A 13910-nucleotide genomic window follows, 5' to 3' on the forward strand; every position below is an offset into this window, starting at 1 on the left:
TCATATGTTGACACTGTTTGTTCTGCTTCATCTTGCTTCAATCTTTGCCATCTTTCCCGAACGCATCATCTCTGCGACTTCAAAAGGCCACTGGATCCCTATAACAATCCTTTTTGTGACAGAGCTGCTGGTTCTATGGCTCTACCTAAAAGCATTGACCCAATTTCCAGGAAAAACAGTGGTAGACATCTGTAATGAGTCACTTGGCAAATGGGGAACGAGGCTGATCGTTTTGCCTTTGCTCATCTTCCTATATGTCGAGTTGTTTTTGCTTATGTATTTTCAGTCGGGGGAAATTAAAGCTGTACTTCTACAGAGAACACCGCCAGCTGCGACAGGGGCCCTTTTCATCTTGATCTGCTTCTATGCCGTTTGGAAGGGGCTTCATGTAATCATCCGGGCTAGCATCGGATTATGTATCCTTTTGATGCCATTCATTCTTTTTTCTATGTTCATCAGTGTCCAGAATTTCAGAATCAGCTACATTTTTCCGATTTGGGATAACGAGATGTCGTTTTTCTCCAATTCGGATTTCTATGTCTGTACAGTCATTTCAGCCGGGTTTTTATTCCTTGGCATGATTCCCTCGAAGCAACGCATTAGCTTTGGTAAAGCAGCTGCTGTGGTCAGTGTCATTTTTGTATTCGCTTTGGGGTCTGTGTATGTTCCACTTCTTGTATTTGGACAGGAAACGGTAGTTCATTTGCAATATCCCATGCTTATGGCCTCGGACACCATTGATCTGGAGTGGGTTGTATTTGATTGGCTCCCCAGCTTTTACGTGGTGGCTTCAAGCGCGCTTGGTGTTTTGAAGGTTTCCGTTTTACTCTGGATTCTGGTATCCCTGCTGCAGCAGCTGTTTATACCGAAGATCAACAGATTATGGATTCTTTCCCTAACGAGCGTATCCTTGTACCTTGTTAGTCTGTGGATTCCTGATATGAACGCACTGAATTCATACCTGTATCTGAATGTTTACTTCTGTCTTTACAGTGTTTTGGCTTTTCCGATCATAGTATTCCTGGCGGCGCAATGGCGGCGAAAGAAGGTGAGTGCATGAACATGCGTATTGCAAAGGCACTGATTGCCACTCTGGTTATACTTTTGTTGCTTCCAGGATGTTGGGATACAAAGGATATTAATAAACAATATCTTCCTGTTGTCATGGGTGTGGGTAAAGGTGCTACCGAAAAATATAAGATCATTCTCCAAATACCAGATGCGTTAGGTAGGACGCAAATTCTTGAAAAAGAGTCGAAATCCATCAGTAAAGCGATCGATTTGATACGTACTGATTCTGAAAAAAGCATCGAATTGGTGCATCTGAGGTTGTTGTTAATCGACAGAAAGGTTGCGGAGGAGGGAATTGAGAACATCATCAATTTTGCTGTAAGAGCGAACGATATATCGATCAAAGGCTTAGTAGGGTTAATTGATGGTGATTTTGAGAAGACGATGTATCATCAGATCTCACCCACACCTGAAATCTCTTCCTACGACTTTTTTAGTCAGGATGCCGGATGGACGCCCAATCAATCTATTGTCCGAATATGGGAAGCTTATCAAAACCAAAACTCGTATACGGAAGACATGGCCATTCCCATGCTCAAAAATGGCGAACGAACCCTGTTTACTTTTAAAGGTACGGCTGTCATGCGCAATGACCGGATGGTAGGAACACTGAATAAGGAAGAGACACTTTTGTTTAATTTGTTCAAAGGGAAATATACAGGGGGAACGATTGAAGTGGCACAGAACACAAGTGTTCTTATTCAGGACGCACATATCAAGCATCAGACCCAGTGGTCGGAGAAAGGCCCGTCCATTCAGACGAATGTTGTTCTCGATGTGGTCATTACGGAGAGCCCTGAAGGAAAAGGCAATAGAGTAATTGAAAAAGAAATGCAGGAGGAGTTAAGCCAACAGTTCAATAAAACCGTGAGAAAGATTCAATCCTTAAAATCGGATGTACTGGGTATCGGGATGATATTCCGGCCCCAACTATCAGAGGAAAAGATAAAGGAGTGGAAAACCAAGTGGTTTCCGAAGCTGGAGCAGAATATTAACGTTCGTGTCAACGTTCTGAACGAAATCTATTTTAAAGAAAGTGCCAACAATAATGAAAATCAAGAACAAATGATCAAGAAATAACTCTAACCCATAAGGTCGCCAATTTTGGCGACTTTTTTTTCATGAAAGATTCAGCTCCAATAACGCATTTACTTGTGCATCCCTAACATGAGGTGGATAACATAGCTGAAAAGAATTTAAGCATTCTGAGATGGGGGATCTCTTCGTAAAATAACATATCACTGCTCTTGCGATTATAAGACTTGGTTAAGGGGATAATTGTTAATTGGATGAATCACTCACGATATTTAGCTGTAAAGGAGCGGGATCATGACCTTCTTTAGAACACTATCCGTACGGGCACGGGAAGACGAATTAATGGACGATTTCTCCATGGGTGGAGAAGAATTGAGCGAAGCGCTCAAACATTTGAGATGGCTGAACAAAATATTCGCTGCTCCCGCTCCAACCCGTGCAGGGGTGGAGAAGTTATGGAAAGCGATGGGGAGTCCCGCTACGCTGACGCTGCTTGATGTGGGAGCAGGATCAGGTGATGTAAACCAGAAGTTATTGCGCTGGGCGGACCGTAAGGGAGTAAAGCTTGAGATTACTCTGGTAGATCTGACAGAGGAGGCATGTGAGGAAGCGAGAAACCTCTTCCGGAATGAACCCAGAATCATAGTTCGGCGTGCCGATGTCAGGGAATTACCAGATGCCTCAGCAGATATCGTGACTGGCTCACAATTTGTTCATCATTTCGAGGGAAAGCAGCTGGTTGAAATGGTCTCGCATATGCTGCGTGCCTCCAAATATGGCGTTGTCATTAACGATATCCATCGGCATCCTGTATCCTATGCGGTTGTCTGGATCACAACTCGGATCATCTCACGCAATCGGTATATTCGTCATGATGGACCGCTGTCTGTAGCAAAAGGCTTTACAGGAAGGGATTGGCAAGACTTGAAACAGCAGTTGAACCATGACACGCTGACTTATGAGTGGAAGCCCTTATTTCGCTATTCGGTCGTGATTCCCCAACATGGAACGTTATCATAACATCATCAGATGAATACGGAATTATTATAAAGCACCATGAAATGAAAGCGGGGGTTCTTAATGTCTGAACCATTGGATGTCATCGTCATCGGAGGCGGTATTGCCGGCAGTACCTGTGCGTTACAGCTTGCCAGGCAAGGCCATCACACACTGCTGCTGGACCGGCAGGCGTTTCCACGTCACAAAACATGCGGTGAATTTATGTCACCTGAGACAACGGAAATGTTGGAATATCTAGGTATCCGTCTATGTGAACAAGAGGTGAAGCCGAGTACCTTGGATCATGCCAAGATCATTATGCCTCAGGGCGGGGAGATCGTAGCCCCTTTGCCAGGATTGGCTCATGGCATTAGCCGATACGAGTTGGATCGGATATTGCATGAGCAGGCCACAGCCGCAGGCGTTGAAATCGTTACGAGGGCAACGATAACCAACATTCAGCAGTTAGATGATGATAGCTATGAAGTCGAAGCCAAACAAGGAAATGAGCGGATTCATTATAGAGCAAAAACCGTTATCGGAGCCCATGGCTCGAAGAAGCCGCGGGGGATAACCTCGCCAGCAGAGCTGCGGGATAAAAAAGCATATGTTGGTGTCAAATCGCACTATCGGGGAATCACTATCCCGCCACGGGTAGAGTTGTATTTTTGCAAGGGAGGGTATGTCGGCATTTCTCCGATTGAGGATGGCATCGCAAATGTGGCTGCATTGCTGACCCTTGATACGGTGCAGGGAAGCGGCAAGTCTGTGAATGATATTTTGCAGGCTGCATCTCGGACTAACGAAAGATTGGCTTCGAGGCTTGCCGAAGGCAGTCTTGTGCCAGCAACACAGGTCTCGGCTGCACCACTCCATCTATCCAATGTCCCTGAACCGTGGTCCCAATATCCTCATATTGGGGATGCCATGCTGATGATACCTCCTCTGTGTGGTGACGGGATGTCCATTGCACTTCGTTCCGCGCTATTATGTGCTGAATGGACCGACAGGTATCTTCAAGGAGAGATCAGCTTTGTGCAGTGGCAGAGAGGGTATTCAAAGGAAGCCAATCTTGAATTTTCCGGACTGCTCCGACGTGCAAGGAGAATTCAGAAGCTGGCTTTTGCCAAAACGAACAAATTCTATCCTGGTTTAGCCCGGATGCTCCCTGGTTTGGCGACTTATTTGGTGAAGGCAACACGGTTATCGGAAATTAATCTTGTCCATCGATCATAAATGGCAGCAAAGTTTGACGAGACCGTTTAGAAATCTGCCAAATACTCGTATAATAGAATCTAATTGTAGTTATAGAGACAAGAGTCAGACTTGAATTCGGGAGGCATTATTTTAAGATGAACTATTCATTTTCCAACCGGATTGCTGCACTGCAGCCATCCATTATTCGTGAGATCCTGAAGGCTTCTTCGGGGCAAAATGTAATTCCGTTCTCTGCGGGGAACCCCGCTCCGGAGACATTCCCTATTGAGGCGATTCGCACATTCACCCAATCGATTCTGGAACAGGACCCGGTAACAGCACTGCAATACGGAATTACCGAAGGGTATGCCCCGCTGCGGGATACATTGACTGCACATCTGAAAACAGGCTTTGACACAGGCAAAGACTCGGATGAACTGTTTATCGTATCTGGCGCACAGCAGGGAATTGAACTCGCTTGTAAAGTATTCTGCAATGAAGGGGATACGATTATCTGTGAGAGCCCAAGCTTTATCGGTTCACTGAACTCTTTCCGGGCTTCAGGAGCAAACCTTGTCGGTGTTCCGATGGAGACGGATGGTATGGATATCGCGAAGCTGGAGCATGCCCTGCAAACCGAGCAGAATGTAAAGATGATTTATGTAATTCCGAGCTTCCAGAACCCTACAGGTTTTACCACCAGTCTGGAGAAGCGCAAGGCAATTTATGATCTTGCCAAGAAGTATGGAGTTATGATTCTGGAAGATAACCCATACGGTGAACTTCGGTTTCGCGGAGAAGATGTAGCGACGATTAAGTCGATGGATGATGAAGGTTTGGTCATTTACGTAGGCTCCTTCTCCAAAATTCTGTCCGCTGGCCTGCGTGTTGGTTATGTTCTGGCTCCTTCCGAGGTTGTACAGAAGATGGTTGTTGCCAAACAGGGAGAGGATGTACATACAGCCATGCTGCCGCAGATTCTGGCACACAAGTTCATGACTGAGTATAACTATGCAGAGCACATCAGCAGTATCCGTGCGATTTATCACAGAAAGTCTGCCTTGATGATGGACAAGCTGCAGGAGCATATGGGTGAGTCCATTACCTTTACCCAACCGGATGGAGGGTTGTTCCTCTGGTGTGATCTGCCGGTTCATATCCCGATGCTGGATTATGCCAAAACAGCTGCTGCGGAAGGTGTAGCTGTTGTTCCAGGAACTGCTTTTCTCGTCGATGAGAACGAACCTTGCAATGCCATCAGACTTAATTTCTCAACACCTTCTGATGAGCAAATTGTGAAGGGAATTGAAATTCTGGGACAGGTTTTGCACAAATTCTAATTGGAGGCATATTTCATGAATCAACGTTTTCGGATCACACGATCCATGCAAGAAGATAATGCGGAGCAAGCGATCTCTTTGGAAGAATGCAAAGTGTATTTTGCATCCAAACCGGACTTTACGTACTCACCTGTTCTTACCGTTCAGGGGCCGGAGAGTGTCATGTCTATCGATGGGGATTTCTTCATGTGGACGTATGAGAACCAGCAGATTCCATTTCGTCTGTATATGGGAGATCTGTATGTTGCCATTGCCAATGAAGCTGTCGTTCCGCAAATGATTGAGGTTGCAACGGATTTGCGAGCCGATGTGGTTGAAGGGTAAACATTGGCTTGGAATCAAGTGCATCCGCCAATGGTAATCGTGTAAGTGAAGGGAAAGTCGCCAATCTGGCGGCTTTTTTACTGTGACCTGTTCGGCAGTTTGCTTATTGAAATATTCAATCGATGGGGAATTGACGCTAAGGAGCAGTTCGTGATAATTTATAGAAATCACAAATTCCAATAAATCCAATGAGGGAAAGGGGTTTTGCGTAATGTCGTCAATCGTGGTTGCATCTGCTGAAGATATACGAAGCGAGGATTCGGAACTTTTAATCAAGGAGCTAAGCGAAGAACTGGGGTTGTTATATGGCGGCGACGGGACGGCGGGATTTCAGCCATCCGATGTGGAGACACCGCGAGCAGCCTTTATTGTCGCGCGTTTGGATGGATACCCGGTAGGCTGCGGAGCCATCAGGCCCCTTGATGATACATCCGTGGAGGTCAAGCGCATGTACACACGTTCGGATTTTCGTCGCAAGGGTGTGGCCCAGGCCATTCTGGCTGAAGCGGAGCGACTTGCACTCGAATTCGGATACACCAATCTGAAGCTGCAGACCGGCCCCAAGCAGCCTGAGGCGGCGGCCCTTTATGAAAGAGTGGGGTACTATCGGATACCGATTTTTCACGGGGACTGGGATCAGGTGCTTGCTTACCAAAAAGATCTGGTAGGAAGTGCAGCCACAGAAACGAGCATTCCTCATTGAACGTATAGATAATATTCTTGTATACCAAACGAACCGAAATCTCTTGTTGGCGTCCAGAGATTTCGGTTCGTTTTTCTGTGTGTGAAAATTGAAGAGGCCCAAGAATATTGAAATTCCTTTACTCTTTTATAACGGAGGCATTTACAGCGTCTTCCATCTGATTACTGTAGGTACGGAATAATCCAAGTCGCCAGAAGGCAGCACCCTTGAGATCATATCGCTTGGCAAGTCCCAGTTTATCATCTATGGAAGATGAGGTTTCACTATTTAAGCTTATCCCGAGCAAAAGCTTTTGCTTGGAGACGCCAGCATCGAGCGCAAGCTGGATGGCTTGATCCACAAGACTGTTTGGCTCAGGGACCTGCGATTTGGTACCGACAGGATTATATTGGTATGCCATAATGATGATATCGTCTGCCAACGAAGCGAGCGTCTTATAATCATAACCTTTATATGCACTATTTAATGGAGGCACGGCCAAGGATAGAGCGATGTCTTTAGGCAATGAATCCTTCAATTGCTTGACGTAATTGTTCAGCAGCTTCTGTTGCTCTACAGCGTCCAGCTTGAAACCCAGTCCTTCAAAATCAAGAACAACCCCTCCAAAGCCATTCTCAGCTATGGCAGCAGTTATTCCCTCAATGGACTTCTGGCGCATACTGCTGTCACTCAGCACTTTGGTAAGCTCTCCATTCCCATCCAAAGCATACACCATAAGATACGGTTTAATGCTCTGACTTGCTGCATCAGCAATAATGGATTGAGGTGTAACGTCACCGGCAGCAGCAGGGAGTTGATACTCACTACCTTGAAGCGTAAATTGACCTTCACGATCGATACGACTCCAGCCAAAAGCGACAGAGTTCATGGATGACACCAAATCAATTTCCTTATAGGATTGCAGCGCATAGAAGGCTCTCAAATGCATTTCACGTTGAGGTGAAACAAGAGAAACGGTACGAGTTGACTGGTTCCAGCCTACACCAACACCGAACTGGCTGCTGAACGAGCTGAGTGGAATAAGCACACGACCTTCTCGCTGAACCGGTGGCGCTGCGAGCTTCACTTTTTCTCCATTGACGGTTGCTGTAGTGCTCCCCACTTGAAGCAGAACTTCCGTCGACTGACCTTTTACTTTTCCAATTGCTTTTACGGTTTGTGCCTTGCTGTTCCACGTAATGTTAATTCCCAGGGCTTCGCCAACGGTCCGGAACGGAACATAGGTAACACCTTTGTCAATCCGAGGATCTGCATCAAATTTCAGGGGAACATCATCCAGCATGACTGAAATGGCGGGTGCAGCATAGGCATCGTTAAGGTGTGCAGTGGAACCGAGCAAGGAGAAGGCCAGCAGAGTGGCAGCAGCTGTTTTTCCTATTCGTGTATGTAACATGTTTTGTATTCCTCCAACTCATCGAATATAGTAGAATTGAATCTCATCTGAACAGTAATCTAGCATAAAATAGTATAGCAAAATTTTCATAGAGTTCCAATTATAAGATAGGATGGGCTAAAGTAAATACGCGAAAGAAACGGAAATTTGTACAGTTTCGGTTTCTTTCGCGTATAATCGCATTTCCATTTTATTTTGACTGGGAATGATATTCAGGGGAAGGTGGAGGAGAATGCTAGGGGACTTTCATGAGAAATTACAGCGTTACGCAGCGCTCGTGGTTAACGTTGGTGTTCATGTTCAGAAGGGGCAAACGCTGGTCATAACCGCGCCAATATCAGCTATAAAACGGAGGAGTCCTCCGAAGGCTGCTGTAGGTATGGTATCCGGGATGCTTAAGTTTGACCTTTCGGAATATCCTGTCGAAGGCCAACTGCCTGATATTCCAGATCTCGTGGAAGCTTCCAATGGCATGAAAAGCCGGTACAGCTGATTATGGACATGGCGCGACAAGATAAGTTGTCCATTCTTAAACTGGGGCGGAGGCTGATAGGGGCCAGAGGACACATGCAGTTTGTGGGGACCTATGAACAACTGGCTGATTTGATGCAACAATGGTTTGAAGAATATGGTTGTGACGGATTTAATATCATGCCACCCGTTCTGCCGGGAGATTTGAATGAATTTGTGGATCATGTGGTACCGATTCTCCAAGCACGCGGCCTTTTCCGCAAAGAGTATACGGGAAGCACACTTCGTGAACATCTTGGGGTGGATCGCCCAGGAATAAGCCATTTTCAAAAAGTGAACACGTTAGATAAGACCTCGATAACAATATGAAGATAGCTGTTTCAGTCTGATTTTCAATTACTGCTCTTCCTAATGAAGAAAAGGGAAAAGAAGTCGCCTATTGGCGGCTTTTTTCGTTTGGGACGATATAAGTTCTTGTTCCGAGATAAAAAAATCAAAAAAATCATCTTCTTTAAAACTATTTTCGACTCTCAGCTGTCTAACATGCGAAACAACATACCAAGTAAGCTTTATTAAAAATGCGGCAATAATCAAAATAAACAGTCGCAATGGGGGTGGACCAACTGAGCAAGGTGAGTACAGCACTAACTGAACAGCAGTTCAGTGAACGTCTGGAGGCATGTAAAGAAAAGCTTTATCGCTTCGCGTTTTCTTATGTGAAAAACGAGCAGGAAGCACTGGAAATCATATCCGAAGCCTCTTACAAAGGTTTTCTATCTTATGAAAAAGTGAAGAGTCCAGATTATTTTGAAACCTGGATGACCCGGATCGTCATCAACTGTTCTCTGGATCACATCAGACGAAAGAAAAAGTACACGTATATGGAAGACAGTACAATACCGTTTGCAGCCGAAGATACTTCCATGGGGCTTGAAGAGCAATGGGATTTGTACGAAGCACTTGATCACCTGCATCCCGAAGATAGGGCATTTATCATTTTGAAATTTTTCCAGGATCAGCGATTCAAGGATATGGCGGAGGTATTATCGCTGCCAGAAAGCACGGTGAAGACCAGGTTCTATAAGATCTTAAACAAACTCAAAAAACATCTAACCAAGGAAGAGGTTGATTTTACATGACAGGAAAAGAAAGATACGAACAGATCAATATTCCATCCGGTCTTTCCGGAGTTATTCAGCAAGCCCGCCAGCGTGCAAGAAAACAAAAACGAAGAAAAATGATGATCTGGCGCAGTTCCTCCCTGGTTGCTGCCTGTGCTGCGGTGATGATAACAGCCAACGTACCAGGTGTGGCCAAGGCTTTATCCGATGTACCCGTTATAGGTTCTGTCGTTAAAATTCTGCAAGTTGGTGGTGGCGGGGAGCGCACAGATGGGGTTTCGGTTACAACGACCAAAGAATCGGATACACTAAACATTCATTTTCAGATTGATGGTGAACAGATCACCTCTGCTCCATCGTATACCGTGGATCACAAAGAAGGACCGAACCGATTGATCTTCACCTTCAACGGGGTACGTCATCTGGATTATGGCAAGCTGGAGAAGGATATTAAAGCACTTAAGAATGTAAAAGATGTCTATCAAAACATTATTTTGGATGATTCCGCTATTGGCTTTGTGGTTGAACTTAAGGATCATGTGAAATACTCCGTGTCAGAGTATCAGCAGCCTGGATATATTCAGTTGAAGCTTTTTTCCGACGGGAAGACAACGAAATCGCATGAACTTTTCTTTGTCCGTAGCGAAGACATGGAGCAGGGCGAAGCACTGGCCATGTTGGCTGAACAGTATTCTGCCGATGGCAGCAGCGTTGTGCAGACTCAAAATGGAAAATTCACCGTCGTTATGGGAGGCTTCGAAAATCGTGCAGATGCAGAGAAACATTTGAAACAATTTACGGTCCGGGAGGACTACAGTGAGCCACTGTATGTTGATAGCTGGATGAGCAATGAAAATCCACAATAATGAAAGAAACCTGCCCTAGTGCAGGTTTTTTTGTTGTAACTATGAGATGTGGAGAAGTGCAAATCTGTAATCTTACATCGTTGTCAGTTTTGTGTAAGTTTGATCGATAGGAGCTGAAGTGGCCTTAATATACACTTAGACCAATTCAACGCACCACATTCACACATTTAGGAGGCCAAACTATGAAAAGTGCATATGCGGATCTACTGAAAATAGTAAGTAAAAACAAGCCATCTATTCGGTTGAGGGGATCATTCGAATGTACCGAGATACTTGGGCTGAAATAGATTTAACGCAAATTCGCGAGAATGTCATACAGATCCGCAATTTTCTACCCCGTTCGGCCAAATTAATGGCAGTTGTTAAAGCAAATGCATATGGCCATGGAGATATTGAGACAGCGAAAGAAGCAGTAGAGGCAGGCGCGGATTATTTAGCGTGTGCCTTCATTGAAGAAGCCATCCGCTTAAGAAATGCCGGCTTAACACAACCGATTCTTATTTTGACTCCGATACGTCCCGAACTTGTACCTCTGGCTCTGGAACATGATTTGATGCTTACCGTTACACAAGCTTCATGGTTTCAGCAGATGAGAAAATACAAACCTGTTCATACCCGGCATAAGCTATCTGTGCATGTGAAAATGGATACTGGTCTTGGGCGAATCGGTATACGTACGGAAGAAAAATGGCTTGAAATGGTTCCGTGGCTCAGAGCTCCAGATGTAATCGTAGACGGGTTCTATACTCATTTCGCGACAGCGGGTGAGGCAGACAACAGCTATCTGCAGCTTCAGATTCAACGCTTCCTGGAAATGAAAGAATGGAGCAGTATATCACGGATTCCAGTCAATCATTATCACTGTGCGGGAAGTGTGGCAGCACTTCGATTTCCGGAATTGTGCATGGATATGGCTCGAATAGGAGCTGCAATTTATGGTTTTTATCCGGAAAAACTAGTACCTGACATCCAGCTAAAGCCTGCATTCAGTATGCACAGTAGATTATTGCAAACGAAAAGATTAGAAAAAGGCGAATATGTGGGCTACAACAATGCTTATCAAACAGACTCCGATCAATGGATCGGAACAGTGCCTATCGGCTATGCAGATGGATGGTCGCAGAGAATGCAAAATACGAAGGTGTTGGTTGAGGGGCATCAAGCAGAAATTGTAGGGAAAATCTCCATGGATCAATTGATGATTAAGCTTCCCATATATTTTCCTGAAGGATCCAAGGTGACCTTCATTGGTTATTCAGGTGAACAGAAAATTACGGTTCAGGAACTAGCCAATCATATCGGTGGTGTATCTCAAGAAATAACGAGTTCCATCACGGACAGAGTATTGCGAATCTATAAAGAAGGCGGGGAAATTCAACGTGAAATCACAGGAAGTCGTACAACAACATATTGAAATCAGCGTAAGTAACGAAGAACTATGTCATGGGCACTTAGTGTTAATAAATTTTCAAAACCCAATCAGAAGGCAAGTACAAGCTAATCAACTAGAGTACTTGGATTCCTTACTTTCAATAAAGAAGTTAAATAAGGAGATGCTTCTGGAGAAGCAGTGCTTCAAACAATTTCATGCTCTACTTAAGGCTTGTGGGGGGATGGATGAAATTGTCGCCGTCAGTGCATATCGAACCAAAGAAGATCAATCCCAAATCTATCAGGATTGTTTGATAGAACAGGGTCCAGAATATACTTCCAAATACGTAGCCTTGCCTGACCAGAGTGAGCACCAAACAGGGTTGGCTATCGATGTCGGTAAATTGAAATCGAATATCGATTTTATTGCACCTTCCTTTCCGGACACGGGCATATACAAGTCCTTCAGACAACATGCCATACAATTCGGTTTTATTCTTCGATATAAGCAAGAAAAAGAATCAATCACTCGTATTGCTTATGAGCCATGGCATTTTAGATATGTAGGATACCCCCATTCCAAAATCATGGAAGAAAACAATCTATGTTTAGAGGAGTACATCGATTTTGTACAGCAATATCGGTACTCTGGAGAGCAGCTCACAGTTAAAGAAAAGGACATGACAATCCAGATATATTATGTTCCAGCGGATAAAGGGGCGTCTAGTCATATCCCGATCTTGAAATGTGATTCTTATCGGATATCAGGAACGAATCGTGAAGGATTCATTGTTACGACTTTCTCCAACAATTAAGTTATAACAATAGGAATTATTCGGATTATATTACATTTTAGGAGGATTTTAAGATGCAGAAGAAGTCGATTGCGGTATTGTTTGGCGGATGTTCAGGTGAGTATAACGTATCTTTGAGTTCGGCCGCTTCAGTGATTGAAAATTTGGATACCGAAAAATACAATCTTGTGTTAATTGGAATTACACAGCAAGGTTCTTGGCTCAGATATAGTGGAACGGTTGAGGATATTCGCAATGATCGATGGCATTTGCATCCGAGTTGTATCCCATCCTTTTTCTCGCCGAGCAGAGAAGTCAGAGGACTCATTGAACTTGTGCATACGGAATATCATGTAACACCGATTGATGTTGTGTTTCCAGTGCTTCATGGCAAATACGGTGAGGATGGAACCTTGCAAGGATTGTTGGAACTGTCGGGTATACCGTTTGTTGGATGTGGCATGTTATCCTCTGCGTTATGTATGGACAAGGAACTGGCTCATAAACTGGTGCAGGCAGCAGGGATTGATACGCCGCGTTCCTTTATAATACATCGAAGTGAACGGATGGAAAAAGTGTTATCAGCAGCAGAAGCACTGGGTTACCCACTCTTTGTTAAGCCGGCTAGATCAGGATCGTCTTTAGGCATATCGAAGGTGAACAATAAGCAGGAATTGATTACTGGGACTGAACAAGCCTTCTTACACGATAGCAAAGTTGTCATTGAGCAAAATATCAATGGTTTTGAAGTGGGGTGTGCTGTATTGGGCAATTCTGATCCCATAATCGGCGTAATTGATGAAATTGAACTGCAGGGGCACTTTTTTGATTATTCGGAAAAGTACTCCTTGATGAGTTCGAAGATTCACTTGCCAGCCCGTATTGATGAGGATACTGCAATGAAGGTTAAAGAGAGTGCTCTGACTATTTATAAAACGCTTGGGTGCAGAGGGTTTGCGCGAGTAGATATGTTCCTGGACACTGACGGAAGAATTGTGTTCAATGAAGTCAACACGATACCTGGTTTCACATCGAATTCCCGCTATCCTAACATGCTCCAAGCTAGCGGCATGACTTATGCCAATATTCTTGACCAGCTTATCGAGCTCGCCATTGATGTGAACTGAGAGCGGTTGAACTTGCGGTTATGCGGGGAATGGATGGATTCATTATCGATGATCTCGTTCAAAGTGCCGGATACGCAGAAGTGAGTAAAAAGGCAGTT

At 44.6% G+C, this 13910-nt stretch carries 14 protein-coding genes and 1 pseudogene; 14 read left to right on the plus strand and 1 reads right to left on the minus strand.

The annotated features are described in order from the left end of the window. Positions 1-4 precede the first annotated feature (4 nt). From MHB49_RS15690 to MHB49_RS15720, 7 genes are all read left to right on the plus strand, one after another. Positions 5-1060, plus strand: coding sequence for a GerAB/ArcD/ProY family transporter (locus MHB49_RS15690; protein WP_405156784.1), 1056 nt, complete (start codon positions 5-7; stop codon positions 1058-1060). Further along, the gene (locus MHB49_RS15695; RefSeq protein ID WP_405156785.1) at positions 1057-2151 is read left to right on the plus strand and encodes a Ger(x)C family spore germination protein; all 1095 of its coding nucleotides are present in this window, start codon (positions 1057-1059) and stop codon (positions 2149-2151) included. The genes MHB49_RS15690 and MHB49_RS15695 overlap by 4 nt, the downstream gene beginning before the upstream one ends. 249 nt (positions 2152-2400) lie before the next feature. Then, the gene (locus MHB49_RS15700) at positions 2401-3126 is read left to right on the plus strand and encodes an SAM-dependent methyltransferase (RefSeq protein ID WP_405156786.1); all 726 of its coding nucleotides are present in this window, start codon (positions 2401-2403) and stop codon (positions 3124-3126) included. Between the two features lie 60 nt (positions 3127-3186). Next, positions 3187-4341: an NAD(P)/FAD-dependent oxidoreductase gene (locus MHB49_RS15705; RefSeq protein ID WP_405156787.1), complete on the plus strand. Its 1155-nt coding sequence runs from the start codon at positions 3187-3189 to the stop codon at positions 4339-4341. Positions 4342-4457: 116 nt separating this feature from the next. Further along, a complete protein-coding gene (locus MHB49_RS15710; protein WP_405156788.1) occupies positions 4458-5642 on the plus strand; it encodes a PLP-dependent aminotransferase family protein in 1185 nt (394 codons plus the stop codon). Between the two features lie 15 nt (positions 5643-5657). Then, positions 5658-5966 (plus strand): hypothetical protein, encoded by a 309-nt coding sequence (locus MHB49_RS15715; protein ID WP_405156789.1) that lies wholly within the window; start codon positions 5658-5660, stop codon positions 5964-5966. A 211-nt stretch (positions 5967-6177) separates the two neighbouring features. Next, the gene (locus MHB49_RS15720; protein ID WP_247902761.1) at positions 6178-6669 is read left to right on the plus strand and encodes a GNAT family N-acetyltransferase; all 492 of its coding nucleotides are present in this window, start codon (positions 6178-6180) and stop codon (positions 6667-6669) included. Positions 6670-6787: 118 nt separating this feature from the next. Here the strand turns inward: MHB49_RS15720 and MHB49_RS15725 are convergent, their stop codons facing one another. Next, positions 6788-8062: a stalk domain-containing protein gene (locus MHB49_RS15725; protein WP_405156790.1), complete on the minus strand. Its 1275-nt coding sequence runs from the start codon at positions 8060-8062 to the stop codon at positions 6788-6790. A 232-nt stretch (positions 8063-8294) separates the two neighbouring features. On the opposite strand from MHB49_RS15725, the pseudogene MHB49_RS15730 reads away from it, so the two are divergent. From MHB49_RS15730 to vanG, 7 genes and pseudogenes are all read left to right on the plus strand, one after another. Next, positions 8295-8411, plus strand: a pseudogene (locus tag MHB49_RS15730) (aminopeptidase); the annotation flags it as partial. A gap of 218 nt (positions 8412-8629) precedes the next feature. Continuing rightward, positions 8630-8902: a hypothetical protein gene (locus tag MHB49_RS15735; protein ID WP_405156791.1), complete on the plus strand. Its 273-nt coding sequence runs from the start codon at positions 8630-8632 to the stop codon at positions 8900-8902. 239 nt (positions 8903-9141) lie between these two features. After that, a complete protein-coding gene (locus tag MHB49_RS15740; RefSeq protein WP_405156792.1) occupies positions 9142-9672 on the plus strand; it encodes a sigma-70 family RNA polymerase sigma factor in 531 nt (176 codons plus the stop codon). Continuing rightward, entirely contained in the window at positions 9669-10520 is an 852-nt protein-coding gene (locus MHB49_RS15745) for an SPOR domain-containing protein (RefSeq protein WP_405156793.1), read from the plus strand. Before MHB49_RS15740 ends, MHB49_RS15745 begins: the two co-directional genes overlap by 4 nt. Positions 10521-10779: 259 nt before the next feature. Beyond that, complete coding sequence (gene alr, locus MHB49_RS15750; RefSeq protein ID WP_405156794.1) at positions 10780-11934, plus strand: alanine racemase; 1155 nt, start codon at positions 10780-10782, stop codon at positions 11932-11934. After that, complete coding sequence (locus tag MHB49_RS15755; RefSeq protein ID WP_405156795.1) at positions 11900-12706, plus strand: D-alanyl-D-alanine carboxypeptidase family protein; 807 nt, start codon at positions 11900-11902, stop codon at positions 12704-12706. The genes alr and MHB49_RS15755 overlap by 35 nt, the downstream gene beginning before the upstream one ends. A gap of 53 nt (positions 12707-12759) precedes the next feature. Further along, entirely contained in the window at positions 12760-13812 is a 1053-nt protein-coding gene (vanG, locus tag MHB49_RS15760) for a D-alanine--D-serine ligase VanG (RefSeq protein ID WP_405156796.1), read from the plus strand. Positions 13813-13910 lie beyond the last annotated feature (98 nt).

The organism is Paenibacillus sp. FSL K6-0108 (assembly GCF_045040695.1).
Classification (GTDB): domain Bacteria; phylum Bacillota; class Bacilli; order Paenibacillales; family Paenibacillaceae; genus Paenibacillus; species Paenibacillus pabuli_B.